This window comes from Desertibaculum subflavum, assembly GCA_003576705.1.
Classification (GTDB): domain Bacteria; phylum Pseudomonadota; class Alphaproteobacteria; order Ferrovibrionales; family Ferrovibrionaceae; genus Desertibaculum; species Desertibaculum subflavum.
In genome coordinates, this window is the sequence record QOZS01000001.1 from 48,676 (window position 1) to 62,962 (window position 14,287).

Annotated in this window: 16 protein-coding genes; 8 read left to right on the forward strand and 8 right to left on the reverse strand. The window is 68.4% G+C overall.

The window, feature by feature from the left end; genetic code table 11:
- On the reverse strand, positions 1–480 hold the full coding sequence (locus DT074_RS00265; RefSeq protein WP_119417791.1) for a GNAT family N-acetyltransferase: 480 nt from the start codon (positions 478–480) through the stop codon (positions 1–3).
- 13 nt (positions 481–493) lie between these two features.
- Entirely contained in the window at positions 494–1,414 is a 921-nt protein-coding gene (locus DT074_RS00270; protein ID WP_119417792.1) for a LysR family transcriptional regulator, read from the reverse strand.
- A 102-nt stretch (positions 1,415–1,516) separates the two neighbouring features.
- Here DT074_RS00270 and DT074_RS00275 point away from each other — a divergent pair, with 102 nt between their 5' ends.
- Positions 1,517–2,341, forward strand: a complete 825-nt coding sequence (locus DT074_RS00275) for an isocitrate lyase/PEP mutase family protein (RefSeq protein WP_119417968.1) — start codon at positions 1,517–1,519, stop codon at positions 2,339–2,341.
- A gap of 4 nt (positions 2,342–2,345) precedes the next feature.
- Here the strand turns inward: DT074_RS00275 and DT074_RS00280 are convergent, their stop codons facing one another.
- From DT074_RS00280 to DT074_RS00295, 4 genes are all read right to left on the reverse strand, one after another.
- The gene (locus DT074_RS00280; protein ID WP_119417793.1) at positions 2,346–3,113 is read right to left on the reverse strand and encodes an anti-sigma factor family protein; all 768 of its coding nucleotides are present in this window, start codon (positions 3,111–3,113) and stop codon (positions 2,346–2,348) included.
- Positions 3,110–3,619 (reverse strand): sigma-70 family RNA polymerase sigma factor, encoded by a 510-nt coding sequence (locus DT074_RS00285; protein WP_438503656.1) that lies wholly within the window; start codon positions 3,617–3,619, stop codon positions 3,110–3,112. Before DT074_RS00285 ends, DT074_RS00280 begins: the two co-directional genes overlap by 4 nt.
- 109 nt (positions 3,620–3,728) lie before the next feature.
- Positions 3,729–4,718: a 2-hydroxyacid dehydrogenase gene (locus tag DT074_RS00290; protein ID WP_119417794.1), complete on the reverse strand. Its 990-nt coding sequence runs from the start codon at positions 4,716–4,718 to the stop codon at positions 3,729–3,731.
- A gap of 116 nt (positions 4,719–4,834) precedes the next feature.
- Positions 4,835–5,224 carry a tautomerase family protein gene (locus DT074_RS00295; RefSeq protein WP_119417795.1) on the reverse strand — a complete coding sequence of 130 codons (390 nt, stop codon included), beginning with the start codon at positions 5,222–5,224 and terminating at the stop codon, positions 4,835–4,837.
- A 95-nt stretch (positions 5,225–5,319) separates the two neighbouring features.
- Between DT074_RS00295 and DT074_RS00300 the strand changes: the two genes are divergently transcribed.
- The 6 genes from DT074_RS00300 (at position 5,320) to DT074_RS00325 (ending at position 12,092) form a co-directional block, all read left to right on the forward strand.
- The gene (locus DT074_RS00300) at positions 5,320–6,144 is read left to right on the forward strand and encodes an AraC family transcriptional regulator (RefSeq protein ID WP_119417796.1); all 825 of its coding nucleotides are present in this window, start codon (positions 5,320–5,322) and stop codon (positions 6,142–6,144) included.
- Positions 6,145–6,214: 70 nt separating this feature from the next.
- The gene (locus DT074_RS00305) at positions 6,215–6,928 is read left to right on the forward strand and encodes an alanyl-tRNA editing protein (protein ID WP_119417797.1); all 714 of its coding nucleotides are present in this window, start codon (positions 6,215–6,217) and stop codon (positions 6,926–6,928) included.
- A gap of 9 nt (positions 6,929–6,937) precedes the next feature.
- Entirely contained in the window at positions 6,938–8,047 is a 1,110-nt protein-coding gene (gene argE / locus DT074_RS00310) for an acetylornithine deacetylase (RefSeq protein WP_119417798.1), read from the forward strand.
- Positions 8,048–8,194: 147 nt separating this feature from the next.
- Complete coding sequence (locus DT074_RS00315) at positions 8,195–9,883, forward strand: thiamine pyrophosphate-binding protein (protein WP_119417799.1); 1,689 nt, start codon at positions 8,195–8,197, stop codon at positions 9,881–9,883.
- Positions 9,884–9,921: 38 nt separating this feature from the next.
- Positions 9,922–11,097 (forward strand): CaiB/BaiF CoA transferase family protein, encoded by a 1,176-nt coding sequence (locus DT074_RS00320; protein WP_119417800.1) that lies wholly within the window; start codon positions 9,922–9,924, stop codon positions 11,095–11,097.
- Positions 11,097–12,092 (forward strand): NADPH:quinone oxidoreductase family protein, encoded by a 996-nt coding sequence (locus tag DT074_RS00325; protein ID WP_119417801.1) that lies wholly within the window; start codon positions 11,097–11,099, stop codon positions 12,090–12,092. Before DT074_RS00320 ends, DT074_RS00325 begins: the two co-directional genes overlap by 1 nt.
- A gap of 13 nt (positions 12,093–12,105) precedes the next feature.
- Here the strand turns inward: DT074_RS00325 and DT074_RS00330 are convergent, their stop codons facing one another.
- Both DT074_RS00330 and DT074_RS00335 read right to left on the reverse strand, forming a co-directional pair.
- A complete protein-coding gene (locus DT074_RS00330) occupies positions 12,106–12,345 on the reverse strand; it encodes a hypothetical protein (protein ID WP_119417802.1) in 240 nt (79 codons plus the stop codon).
- Between the two features lie 31 nt (positions 12,346–12,376).
- Positions 12,377–12,835 (reverse strand): helix-turn-helix domain-containing protein, encoded by a 459-nt coding sequence (locus tag DT074_RS00335; protein ID WP_119417803.1) that lies wholly within the window; start codon positions 12,833–12,835, stop codon positions 12,377–12,379.
- A 522-nt stretch (positions 12,836–13,357) separates the two neighbouring features.
- Between DT074_RS00335 and DT074_RS00340 the strand changes: the two genes are divergently transcribed.
- Entirely contained in the window at positions 13,358–14,254 is an 897-nt protein-coding gene (locus DT074_RS00340) for a transglutaminase family protein (RefSeq protein WP_119417804.1), read from the forward strand.
- Positions 14,255–14,287 lie beyond the last annotated feature (33 nt).

Below are 14,287 nucleotides of genomic sequence, written 5' to 3' on the forward strand. Positions count from 1 at the left end.
TCAATCGAGCGCCTTGCAGAAGTAGCGCACGGTCTTTTGCCGATCGACGAGATGGGCCGTCCCGACCACGCTGAAGCCGAGACGCGCATGAAACGCGTCCGAAGCGGGATTGGGGGGCTCCGCATTCACCTCGCAGACAATGCGCGAGCGGCCGGAGCGGCGCGTCTCGGCGAACAGATCCTCGTACAGCGCACGGGCCACGCCACGACCGCGATGCGGCGCTTCCACCACGACGCGGTCGATATAGACGAAGGCCGGGTAGCGCTGCTTGAACCAGGCAAAGTTCGGATTGGCGTAGGGCGCGCGCTCGTCGAGCGCGATCAGGAAGCCCGACCGGCCGACGCTCCAACGCGCATAGCAGGCGAGCCCGATCAGGCGGCGAAACTGGTCGGGCGTCTGGTGCGACAGCTCGGCAGCGTGGCGGTTGTTGAGCTCGATCGCCTTGTCGAGCGAGAAGTCGTCGATCGGGAATCCCGCCATGGCCGCGGCCCGGTCAGCTTGCGGGGCGCCGACGCGCCCGCAGCGGATTGCTGACCAGCGCCGCGAGCAGCGACTTTGCCGCCGGGCTGAGATAGCCAGCCTTGCGGTGGATCGCCGTCACCGGGATCGTGGTCCGCAGGGCAGGCACGTCGAGCGCGATCAGCGCGCCCTGGCGCAGCTCGTCGCGCACGCTGCTTTCCGGCACCAGCGCGAGGCCGAAACCCGCCTGCGCAAGGCGCTTCTGTGCCGTCAGGCTGTCGATCAGGGTGACGTCGGCGTCGTGCAGTCCGGCGCGTGCCAGCTGGCGTGCCAGCACGTGGCCGGAGGAATCGCGCTCGCCCGGGCTCGGCGGAAAGCCGATCCAGCGCTCGGCCGCGAGCGCCCGGGCGTCGCGCACCCGCCGCCCGGCCAACGGGTGGCCCGCGGCGGCGATCACCAGCATTGCCTCGCCGCCCGCCGCATGGGACGCGAGCTCCGGCCGCTCGGCGTTGAAGTAGCGCAGGCCCAGGGTCGCTTCGCCGCGCCGGACGAGATCGGTCACCTCGCTGCTGGAAGCCGTGCGCAATTCGAGCCGCACGTCCCTGGCGCGCCGGCCGAAGCGGCGCAGCGCGTCGACAATCTGGGTATCCGCCAGCGTTCCGACCAGGGCGAGCGAGACCGTGCCGCGCAAGCCACCCTGCAGATCGCGCACCGCCTCGCGCCCATCCTTCAGCGCGGCGAGTGCGCCCTCCGCATGCGGCAGGAAGGCGCGGCCCGCCTCGGTCAGCCGCGCCCGGCCGCGGATGCGCTCGAAGAGCGGGGCGCCGAGCTTCTGTTCCAGCAGGCCGAGGCGACGGCTGATCGCCGGCTGCGAACGGTGCAGCCGCGCGCCGGCGCGTGTGAAGCCGCCGAGCTCCGCGATCGCCACGAAGGTCTGGACCTCGTCGAAATCCATCGATCAGGAATCCTGATATATCTGCAATGAACTATGCATTCGACAACTTGCCTTGCCAAGGCGAGGTTGACGCATCTCAGCCTCGACATCAGGAGCAGCACGATGCGCACACAAGCAGAGAAGGCCGCTATTTTCCGCGCCCTGCACGAACGGCCGGGTGCTTTCATCATTCCCAATCCCTGGGAAGCCAGCACGGCGAAGATACTGGCGGCGCTCGGCTTCGAGGCGCTCGCCACCACCAGCCTGGGCCTTGCCAACATGCTCGGCCGCGCCGATAGCCGTGTCAGCCGCGCGGAAGTGATCGACAATGCGCGGGTCATCGTGGAAGCGACCGACCTGCCGGTGAATGTCGATCTCGAGAACGGCTTCGCCCATGCGCCGGAGGCGGCCGCGGAGGCGATCTGGCTCGCCGCGGAGGCCGGCGCCGCCGGCGGCTCGATCGAGGATGCGACGGGGGACCCGAAGGAGCCGATCTACGAATTCGACCTTGCGGTGGCGCGCGTGCGCGCCGCGGCCGATGTGGCGCGGTTACTGCCGGTCCCGTTCATGCTGACCGCCCGCGCCGAGAATTTCCTCCATGGCCGGAGCGACATGGGCGACACGATCCGGCGCCTGCAGGCCTTCGAAGCCGCCGGCGCCGACGTGCTCTACGCGCCGGGGATCCGCACCTTGGCGGAGGTGCGCGAGATCTGCGCCGCGGTGAAGCGCCCGTTCAACGTCGTGACCGGCTGGCTCGAACGCGACATCACGGCATCGCAGCTCGCCGAAGCCGGCGCGAAGCGGATCAGCGTCGGCGGCGCGCTCAATCGCCTCGCGCTGGCGAGCTTCACCAACGCAGCGCGCGCCATGAAGGAGCAAGGCTCCTTCGCCTGGATGCGGGATATGGCGGCGATCGGCGAGTTGCGTGGGATGTTCGCGGTCGGCTGACCGTCTATTTCGGGCCCGCCTCGTAGACCGCCGTCGCCACCTGGAGCAGGCGGTCGCGGGGCAGGTTGGCGGTCAGGGCGTAGCCGAACTTGCCGTCGATCCAGTAGAAGGCCGAGACGTCGCGTTCGTGCACGAAGCGGAAGGCGGTGTCGCGTCCCTCCGGCATCACACGCAGATAGAGCGTGAGCCGCCGGCCGGTCTCGTCCTCGTACATGAATTGCGCCGCCGGGCGGCCGTCATCGGGCAGCAGCCGGCCGCCCATGCAACGGAAACCGACCGGACGCAGGTCGGGCAGCTTGAGCGGCTGGCCGAGCCGGCGCGACAGCCAGCGGACCAGGTGCTCCTCCTCGGCCGATGTCACCTCGACCGGGTGGCGTACCTCGGCCGTGTAGATCACATGCGCGCCGATGGCGCGCTCGGCCAGCGTCACGCTGCGGTTGGGGCCGGTTGCGATGTCGCGGCCGAACCAGCCAGCCGCGGCCCCGGCGACCAGCAGGGCCAGCGCCGCCGCTATTCGCGCCCAGGGCGTCGCCTGGCGGCGCCGGCGGGCGGCCTGCAGCAGCCGGGTCGGCACCGTTTCCTCCGTCACGCGGTCGAACGCGGCGTGCAGCGCCGCCTTCTGTCGGCCGAAGGCAGCGAGACGTGCCGCGTCGTCCGGATGCCGCGCCACCCACTGCTCCACCTCGACGCGGCCGGCGGCATCGAGCTCGCCGTCGAGGAAGGCGTGCAGCATGGTCTCGTCGACTGGGCGGTGCGCGCCGGTGTCGCTCATTTCACCCGCCTCAGCACCGGCTCGCCCGATCCTTCCACCGGCGGGCCTTCCATCAGCAGGCGCAGGCGCTCGCGGCCGCGCGAGAGGCGCGACATGACCGTGCCGATCGGCACGCCCAGCACATCGGCCGCCTCGCGATAACTCATGTCCTCCAGGCCAATCAGCAGCACCACGACGCGCTGCTCCGCCGGTAGCTGGGCGAGAGCATTGCCCATGTCGCGTGCCTCCAGCCTCGCCGTCTGAACCGGCGGCACCGCCGGGGATGGTGGCTCGGCCATCGGTTCGTCGCGCCGCCGCGCCTGGGTCCGGCGCTGGCTGATGAACAGGTTGTGCAGCACGGCAAAGAGCCAGCTCCGCAAGTTCGTTCCGGGCTGGAAGAGATGCAGCCGCCCAAGCGCCCGCTCCAGGCAGTCCTGCACCAGGTCGTCGGCGGCGGTGGCGTCGCGCAGGAGCGCGCGGGCATAGCGGCGGAGATGCGGGATCTCCGCCACCACGGCGTCGCGGATCTGGTCCGGGCCCACGGGGGCGGCGTTCTCTTCCTCGTTCACCCCATGAACGCTCCCGGGCGTCAGGCTATTCCGGGCGGCGGCTGTACAATTGCCGGCCGGGCCTTGATTAAAGCATACCGAGATGCACGCGGTCGGGCGGGGTGTGGCCGTCGACGAAGGTCTTGATGTTGATGATGACCTTCTCGCCCATGTCGATCCGACCCTCGATGGTGGCCGAGCCCATATGGGGCAGCAGCACGGTGTTCGGCAGTTCCAGCAGCTTCGGGTTCACCGCCGGCTCGTGCTCGAACACGTCCAGGCCGGCGCCGGCAATCTGGCCCTTGCGCAGAAGCCGGGTCAGCGCGTTCTCGTCCACCACCTCGCCGCGGGCGGTGTTGACGATATAGGCGTGCTTCTGCAGCAGCTCGAGCCGGCGGGCGGACAACAGGTGATAGGTCGCCGGCGTGTGCGGGCAATTGACCGAGATGATGTCCATGCGGGCCAGCATCTGGTCCAGGCTCTCCCAATAGGTCGCCTCGTGCTCCTGCTCCACCTCGGCCGGCAGGCGCTTGCGGTTGTGGTAGTGGATGGAAAGGCCGAAGGCGCGCGCCCGTCGCGCCACCGCCTGGCCAATCCGGCCCATGCCGATGATGCCGAGCCGCTTGCCCCAGATCCGGTGGCCCAGCATCCAGGTCGGCGACCAACCGCGCCAATTGCCCTCGCGGAGCACCCGCTCGCCCTCGGTGATGCGGCGCGGCACGGCCAGGATCAGCGCCATGGTCATATCGGCGGTGTCCTCGGTCAGCACGCCGGGCGTGTTGGTCACGGTGATGCCACGCTGGCGGGCGGAGGCGAGGTCGATATGGTCCACGCCGGTGCCGAAGCTTGCGATCAGCCTGAGGTTCGGATTGGCATGGGCCAGCACATGGGCGTCGACCCGGTCGGTCACCGTCGGCACCAGCACGTCGGCCGTCTTCACCGCCTCGGTCAGCTCGGCCTGGCTCATCGCATGGTCGTCGGCGCTGAGGCGGGTGTCGAACAGCTCCATCATCCGCGTCTCGATGGCGTCGGGCAGTTTGCGCGTGACGACGACGAGCGGCTTCTTGCGCGTGGGCATTGGGGCGTTCCGGCTCCCGGCTTGCGTTCCTCGACCTCTCAGCACCGCTTAGCAGGCAGGCGGCAGCCTGCCAAGCGGCGGGGACCTGACGCGCCCGTAAACCTTAATTGGTCACGCTAGATCGCGACCTCGAAGCCAAGCTCGATATCGGCCGCGCTCTGGCCGCCGCGGATACCCCAATTCTCCCGCGGGGTCTCGATCAGGACGATCTTGACGTCGCCGCGCGGCACGCCCAGTGCTTCGAAATTGTCGCAAACCTGCTTGTAGAGGGCTCGTTTGGCGGCGTGCGAACGGCCGGCGAACAGCACGATCTCGATACGGGTGAACATCTCCGACCGGCCGGAGGGCACGATACGCTTGTCGATCGGGTGCTCGGTCAGCACGACGTCGCGGTCCCAGTCGGGGATGCCGAGCACGTCCTCCAGCGCCGTCTGCACGGCGTCGATCACGTCAAAATGGCGATGGCCGATCCAACCGGCGCCGGTCTCGATGCGGGAACAGGGCATGCGCGCCTCGCTCTCGGGGTGGGTCGGACGCCGACGTTACGCTGATTCGCCTATTCGGCGCCATCGGCGCTAGTCTCGAGCCAGGAATTCGTCTGATGCCGCGATCCAATCGCCACAATCTGGCCCGCTACTGGCGCGACCCGGTCCTGCCGGGCCTCAGCCTGCTGCACGCCGATTTCGCCCGGCACGACTATGCGCCGCACAGCCATGACGCGCTGGTGATCGCGGTGACCGAGGATGGCGGCTCCGAGTTCAAGGCGCGTGGCCGGACCGAAGAGGCGACGCCAGGCGTCACTTTGGTGTTCAACCCCGACGAGCCGCATTCCGGGCGCATGGGGCGCAGCCGGCGCTGGCACTATCGGTCGTTCTACCTGGAGCGGCCGGCGCTGGCGGTCCTGCTGAGCCTGACCGGATTCGATCGGGAGCCATATTTCTGCGAGAGCCTGCTGCCGGATCCGGCACTTGCCGATGCCTTCCGCGACTTGCATCACGCACTGGACGGTCCGGCCGAGCCGTTCGCGGTACGGGAGCGGATGGCCGATGCTTTCGGCCTGCTGTTTACCCGGGCCGATGCAGCGCGGCCGCGAAACCCGATGCCGCGCGACCGCACGCTGCTGCGCCAGGCAAGGGAACTGATGCAGGAACGGCATGCCGAGCCCCTCACGCTCGATACGATCGGGCAGGCTGTCGGCCTGACGCCGTTCCAGTTGATCGGCCTGTTCCGCCGTACCGCCGGGCTGACGCCGCATGTCTATCTGACCCAGATCCGGCTTGCCGCGGCGATCCGGCACCTGCGGGCTGGTCTGGCGCCGGCCGAAGCGGCCGGCGCCGCCGGCTTTTACGACCAGAGCGCCTTGAACCGGCATTTCCGCCGGGTCTACGGCATCACGCCCGGACAGTACGCGCGCGCGGTCGCCTGAGGGCCGCAATTTTCGCCAATACGGGCGGGCAGGTTGCGGGAATCCTGATGCGGCTCCGAGAGGTCGCACGATGGCGCGCTATTTCTGTCACGAATTCCCCGAGACCCTGACCGCCGAAACCGAGGTGGCCGATGCCCGGCCCGGCGCCGTGCTGCTGGCCCGGCACCCGTTCTATCCGGGCGGCGGCGGCCAGCTGCCGGACCGCGGTGTGATCCGCTGGCAGGGCGGGGAGGTCGCAGTTGCGGGGTTCGAGAGCGCCGGCGGCCGGCTCTGGATCAAGCTTGCCGAACCGATCGAGGTCACGGGCACGGTCGAGGCGGCGGTCGATCCCGTCTTCCGACAGATGATGCGCGAGCTGCATACCGACCTGCACATCGTCAACGCGCTGGTGTTCCAGAGCTTCGACGGCGCGCTGGTCACCGGCGCGCAGATGAACGACGACGGCACCGCGCGCATCGACTGCGACCTGCCGGGCGCCGACAACGACCGCCTGCGCGCGCTGGAGCCCGCGATCAACGATGCGATACGGCAGGACCTGGCAGTCTCCGATCGCTACATGCCCCTCGACGAGGCGATGGAGGTGAACGGCCTGTTGCGCTCGCGCTCGGTCGCGCCGCCGCCCGACGCCGACGGCAACGTGCGCATCGTCGAGATCGCCGGGCTCGATGCCCAGGCCTGCGGCGGCACGCATCTGGCTTCGACCGGCGGCTCGCGGCGCGTCCGCATCCTGAAGATCGAGAACAAGGGACGGCACAATCGCCGCATCCGCATCGGCTTCGCCTGAGACAACCCTGTGGATACGATCGACGTCCTGCGCCTGCTGGTCGGCTTCGACACCAACTCGCGCAACTCCAATCTCGAACTGATCGACTGGGTTGCCGAGTTCCTGGAGGGGCAGGGCGCGCGCTTGCGTTTCACCCGGAACGACGATGGCGCCAAGGCCAATCTGCTGGCGAGCCTCGGGCCCGACCGGTCGGGCGGCATCGTGCTGTCCGGTCATACCGACGTGGTGCCGGTCGACGATCAGGCCTGGCAGAGCGATCCTTTCGTGCTGACCGAGTGCGACGGTCGCCTGCATGGCCGCGGTGCCGCCGACATGAAGGGCTTCATTGCCGCGTGCCTCGCCGCGGTGCCGGGCTGGGCGGCGTATGGCTTGCACCGGCCGATCCATCTCGCATTCAGCTATGACGAGGAGCTCGGTTGCCTCGGCATCTCCCGACTGGTGCAGGACATGACGGCGCATGTGGCGCCGCCGGCGCTGGCGATCATCGGCGAACCCACCGACATGCGCCTTGGCGACGGCCATCGCGGCTGCCTCGCCTTCGAGACGGTGTTCGAAGGGCAGGCTGCGCATTCGAGCGATCCCTCGCTCGGCACCAGCGCCATCGCCCCGGCAGCGGACTTCGTCCGCTATGTGCTGGACGCCATTCCGCGCGTCCTGGATCAGGGATCCGGCACGACGGTCAACGTGGGGCGGATCGACGGCGGCACCGCGCTGAACATCGTGCCCTGCCGCTGCGCCGTGACCTGGGAGTTCCGCCCCGGCGACGGCGCCGCTGCGCGACGGATCTGCACCGCCGTCGACGACTTCATCGCCTCGACGCGCGGCAACCGGGTCGGAATCGCGAGCCGCGCGATCGCCCGCGTGCCGCCGCTGCCGCGGCCGGATCCGACCGCCGCGGCCATGATGGCCGAGCTCGGCGCCGCCGGTCCGGCCGTACCGCTACCCTTCGGCACCGAAGCGGGCTTCTTCCAGGAGGCCGGCATCCCCGCGGTGGTCTGCGGTCCGGGCTCGATCGACCAGGCGCACCGGCCGGACGAGTGGATCGCGCGCGACCAGCTGGCGCAGGCAGATGCCATGATGCAGGCGATCGGCGCCTGGGTACGCCGCAAGGCGCCCTGAGGCCGGCGCGGAAGCCGGAAGGGCCGCCGCCAACGCACTGAGTTGCAGGTTCGGCATGCCGGTTCCCTGGCGGCGGCGCTTGTCGTTTCGCGCGCCGGCAATCACAATGCAGCCCGCTGCGGGCCGGGCCCGGCTGAGGGGAAGTGCATGACAGCAAAGGGAAATCTCAGGACCGGCGGCCAGGTGCTGATCGACCAGCTGCTGATCCACCGGGCCGATCTCGCTTTCTGTGTGCCGGGCGAGAGTTATCTCGCGGCGCTCGATGCGATGCACGATGTGCGGGACCGGCTACGCCTCGTCACCTGCCGTCACGAAGCGCCGGCATGCCAGATGGCGGAGGCGTACGGCAAGCTGACCGGTCGACCGGGGATATGCTTCGTGACCCGCGGTCCCGGCGCCAGCCACGCCATGGTCGGCGTGCACACCGCTTTCCAGGATTCGACGCCGATGATCCTGTTCATCGGCCTGATCGCCCGCGAGATGAAGGAGCGGGAGGCGTTCCAGGAGATCGACTTGAAGGCGATGTTCGGTCACACCACCAAGTGGACGGCCGAGATCGACGACGCAGAACGCATCCCCGAGATGGTGATGCGCGCCTTCCAGACGGCGACATCCGGCCGTCCGGGTCCGGTCGTGCTCGGCCTGCCGGAGGACATGCTGGTCGACAAGGTCGACGCGGTCGATTGCGCGCCCTTCCAACCGGTACGGCCGAGCCCTTCGGCAGCGGACATGCAGCGATTCCGCGAACTGCTGGCCGGCGCCAAGTCACCGGTGCTGCTGATCGGCGGCGGCGGCTGGAACGCGCAAGCCGTCGCCGACATCACCGCCTTCGCCGAGGCGAGCGAAATTCCGGCCACTGTCTCGTTCCGCTGCCAGGACAAGTTCGACAACGCCTCGCCTTGCTATATCGGCGACTGCTCCACCAGCACGGCACCGGCCCTAGTCGAGCGCATGAAGTCGGCCGATCTTGTCATCGTCGTCGGCGCACGGCTCGGCGAAATCACCACCCAGGGCTACACGCTGTTCACGCCGCCGGTGCCCCGCCAGAAGCTGATCCACATTCATCCGGACGCGGAAGAGCTTGGCCGGGTCTATCAGGCGGCGCTCTACATCAATGCCGGCATGCCGGAATTCGCCGCCGCGGCGCGGGCGATTAAGCCGGTCGAAGCCGGCACCTGGCGGGCCGGGACCAAGGCGGCGCGCGCTACCTTCGAAGCTGGCCAGAAGCCGGATCACCCTAAGCCCGGCGCGCTCGACCTTGCCGCGGTCGTCGAGGTGATGCGGCGCAAGCTGCCGGCCGATGCGATCATGGCCAACGATGCCGGCAATTTCTCCGGCTGGCTGCACCGCTACTGGCGCTTCACCAAATATCCGAGTCAGTTGGGTCCGACCAACGGCGCCATGGGCTATGGCTATCCGGCCGCACTCGGCGCCAAGCTGACGCACCCCGATCGCGTCTGCATCGCCTGGGTCGGCGATGGCGGCTTCCTGATGTCGGGACAGGAGCTGGCGACGGCGGTGCAGTACGGCGCCAATGTCATCGCCATGGTGGTGAACAACAACCTGTACGGAACGATTCGCATGCATCAGGAGCGCGAGTATCCGGGCCGCAATCCAGCCACCACGCTGGTCAATCCGGATTTCGCCGCCTATGCGCGGGCCTTCGGCGCGCATGGCGAGATGGTGACGCGCACCGAAGAGTTCGAACCGGCGCTCGACCGTGCGCTGAAGGCCGGCAAGCCGGTGGTGATGGAACTCAGGATCGACCCGGATGTGATCACCACGCGCACCACGCTCTCCGCCATGCGCGCGGCGAGCCTGGCGAAGCGCCAATAGATTTGGTCCAACAAAAAGTCGGAAACGTCGAGGAAGCGATGAGCCAGGAAGAGCTGCCCTATCAGGGGCTGAAGGTCTATGACGCGACCCAGGGCGTGGCGGGCCCGCATTGCACCATGCTGCTGGCGCTGTACGGCGCCGAGGTGATCAAGGTGGAGCCGCCGGAAGGCGATTGGGGCCGCGGCCTCGGCAGGCGGTTCGACGACCAGTGCGCGCATTCGATCGCCTTCAACCGCGGCAAGAAGTCGATCGTGATCGACCTCAAGAACCCCGAGGGCAAGGCCCTGTCGCAGAAGCTCGCCGCCTCTGCCGACGTGGTGGTCGAGAGCTTCCGCGCCGGCGTGATGCAGCGGCTCGGCCTCGGCTACGAGGAGCTGTCGGCGAAGAATCCCGGCCTCGTTTACGCCTCGGTCACCGGCTTCGGCCAGAAGGGGCCGCGGCGCGACACCCCGACAGTGGACGGCCTGATCCAGGCCTTCTCCGGCTTCATGCACATGAACCGCAGCGCCGCGGGCGTGCCGCAGCGCAACGCCATGATCATCGTCGATGTGGTGACCGGCATCTACACCTTCCAGGCGGTGCAGGCGGCACTGATGCGGAAGTTCCGCTTCGGCAAGGGCGGGTATATCGACAGCAGCCTGATGCAGGCCTTCGCCGCGCTGCAGGGTGCCAAGGTGATCGAGCATCATCTGGAGCACGGCAATCCGCAGCCGCTCTACTATCCGGCCGGCATGATGAAGACGGCCGACGGCTTTGTGATGATCAGCTCGATGCGCGATCACCACTATGCCGCGACCATGGAGGCGGTAGGCCGGCCCGACCTGATCACCGACCCGCGCTACGACACGCGGCAGAAGCGCGTCGACAACCGGGCGGAGCTGAACAAGGTGCTGGAGGCCGCCTTCCTCACCAAGAGCACGGCGGAGTGGGAGAAGATCCTGGCCGAGAAGGGCGTGCTGCACATGCGCGTCAACTCCTATGACGACTTTCTGGGCGATGCCCATGTGAAGGAGGTCGGCGCGGTGAACTGGCTGGAGCATGATCGCACCGGCAGCATCCCGGTGGTCGGCATTCCCGGCGTGCCGGTGCCGAAGCAGGGCAGCGGATCTGCGCATGCGCCGCGGCTCGGCGAGCATACCGACGAGATCCTGCGCGGCGCCGGATTGGGCGCCGCCGAAATCGCGAAGCTCAGGGCCTCGGGCGCGGTCGGCTGATGCGCGCCGTCATCTGCCGGCGCTGGTGCGACTACGACGAGCTTGAGATCGAGGATGTCCCGGTGCCGGAGCCCGGCCCGGGCGAGGTGCTGATCCGCATCGCCTATTGCGGCGTCTCCTTCGCGACCCAGCTCGTCGTCGCCGGCAAGTACCAGCGCAAGCCACCGTTGCCGTTCTCGCCCGGCACGGACGTGGTCGGCGAGATCGCCGCCGTCGGGGCCGGCGTCACTCGGCTGCGGGCGGGCGACCCCGTCGTCGCCGCGATCGATTGGGGCGGCTATGCCGAATATGTCGCACTGCGCGAGGAGACTGTCTATCCGATCCCGCCGGGCATCGAGCCCGGGCCGGCGCTGGCCGCCGTTCCGCTTTCCTACGGCACGTCCTATGGCGGCCTTGCCTGGCGCGCCCGGCTGCAGCCGGGCGAGACCCTGCTGGTGCACGGCGCGGCGGGTGGCGTCGGGCTTGCGGCGGTGGAGCTCGGCAAGGCGCTCGGCGCCCGTGTCATCGCCACCGCGAGCAGCTCGGCCAAGCGAGAGATCGTCCTGCAACATGGCGCCGACCATGTCATCGCCACGGAAGGCTTCCGCGAGGCGGTCCTGGCGCTGACGGAAGGGCGCGGCGTCGACGTGATCTACGACCCGGTCGGCGGGGATGCGTTCGACCAATCCCTGCGCTGCATTGCGCCTGATGGCCGGATCGTCGTCATCGGCTTCGCCGGCGGCCGCATCCAGCAGGTACCGGGCAATCTGCTCCTGCTGAAGAACGCCTCCGCCTGCGGGTTCAATTTCGGCGAGTATATCGGCTGGAGTCCGGTCGATCGCCGATCCGCCTTCGCCGCCAGAGTGCAAGGCATGATGGCGGATATCTTCGCCCTGATGCAGGCCGGACAAGTCCGCCCGCGGCTGGCCGGGCTTTACCCGCTGGCGGCCTTTCGCGACGCGATGGCCGAGTTGCGCGCCCGGCGTTCGATCGGAAAGGTCGTCCTGCAGATCTGAACGGTCGGCCGGTTCAACGGGGTGCGGTCGGCGGGCGCGGTGGGCGGCGGGCGGACGCCTTGTGTTGCTGCAGCCAGTCGTCGAGGGCGGCCGCGGCGGCATCCACCAGCCGTACCGCATCCTCGATGCCGAGCTGGCCGACTTCGTCGAGCAGATAGTCGCACACCTCGCGCGCCGCCTTGGCGCGCGCGATGGGATTATCTGTCGTATCCCCGCCCGGGCCCTTCCGGCCCGCGATTGGGTTCCACTTCATGACACCGTATTGAGTACGTGCTGTCGATCGCTCAGGCGGTCGTCGCTTCGGCCGTCGCCGCTCCGGCCTCGGACAGGTTCTTCACCAGGTCGAAGATGTTGCGGCGAACGTTCGGATCGGCAATGCGGTAATAGGCGCGGACGAGTTCCAGCGTCTGCCGGCGGGTCAGGGGGTCCTTGCTGCGGCCCTTGGTCGGCACCGTCACGATGGCCGACATCGGTTCGTCGGCATAGGGCGTGCCCGAAATCGCTTCGAAGAAATAGGACGGCGGCACGTCCAGAACCCTGCAGAACTGCCACAACCGGCTGGCACCGATGCGGTTCGTACCCTTCTCGTATTTTTGAATCTGCTGAAACGTCAGGCCGACTGCGTCGGCCAGCTTCTCCTGGCTCATTCCGATCAGGGTGCGGCGCTGCCGCAACCGCTGTCCGATATGTCCGTCCAGCGGCTTGGCGCGGGGCTTGCGGACCTTTTGGGTGATGGCTGACATTGAATTTCTCCGCTTTCTCCTGATTTCTCGTTGCACGGCCGGCACGCGGCACCCAGCCCTCCCACGTAAAGGCTACGTCCACTGCTATGGCACGGCAACCGGAAATAGGTCGATCGTCCATATGGCCTAGCATCCGTAATCGTCGGTTTACCATTGTATCCAACGGGATGGCTAGACGGAGAAACCATGGCCATGGCGCCGGTTTCGGGCGGCTGGTACCCCTCGGGCCTGGCGGCCGAGCAGCGAATCGGCGGCCACCTCCGCGGGGACACCGGTAATTGGGGCTGCCAGCCTTGGAACCGGCAGGCTCCCGGCGCATTCCGCCATCGGCGTGGCGGCGGAAAGGAGCCAGGTTGAGCGCCCATCAGAACAAAGCCGGCCGTTCGGCGCGCGCAATCGTCGAGGCCGAGACGCGCGCGGCGCAGCCATTGGTCGAGACCGTCGCCACGAGGGGAGGGCAACTTACCGGCGCGGCAGCTGGTTCGGCAGCCGCCTCCACTTATCCGGGATAAGGTGAATGCCATGAAGCGTCTCTCGGTCCGCCATCGGACCGTCTATTCGTATGCGGCGCCCGTGGCTTTCGGTGACCACCGGATGACACTGCGCCCGCGCGACAGCCACGATCTTCGACTGGTCGACGCGACGCTCGCGATTTCGCCGTCGGCCGAGATCCGCTGGGTGCATGACGTGTTCGGCAACTCGATCGCCATCGCGCGCTTCGCGGCGACGGCGAACGAGCTGACGATCGAAAGCCGGCTCGAGCTCGAGCGCTATGCGCTCGATCGGCCGGTCTTCGATCTCGATCCGGGGGCGGCCCGGTACCCCTTCATCTATAGCCCGGAGGAGCGCGCCGATCTCGGCCGATTGCTCGAACTGCATCATCCCGACCCCAAGGGGCGCGTGACCGAATGGGCGAAAGCCTTCGTTCACGGCGAGACGACCGACACGCTGGCCCTGCTCAGCGACATCAATCTCGGCATCAAGCGCAGCTTTCGCTATGAGGCGCGCGACGCCGAGGGAACCCAGACGCCGCTGGAGACAATCGAGCGCGGCGCCGGCTCGTGCCGCGACTTCGCGCTTCTGATGATCGAGGCGCTGCGCAGCCTCGGCTTCGCGGCGCGCTTCGTCTCGGGCTATCTCTATGACCCCGCGAGCGACGCGAGGGCCGGCGGCCTGACCGGCGGCGGCGCCACCCATGCCTGGCTCGATGTCTACCTCCCCGGCGCCGGCTGGGTGGAATACGACCCGACCAACGGGCTCGTCGGATCGGCCAACCTCATCCGCATCGCGGTCGCGCGCGATGCCTCTCAGGCCGTGCCGATCGCCGGCAGCTTCACCGGCCGGCCCGGCGAGATGCTCGGCATGCGCGTGGAAGTCGAGGTGCGCGAAGTGCGGACGTCGGACGGCGGTGGGACCTAGGCCGGACGGATCGCTTCGGAAAAATAGCGCCGT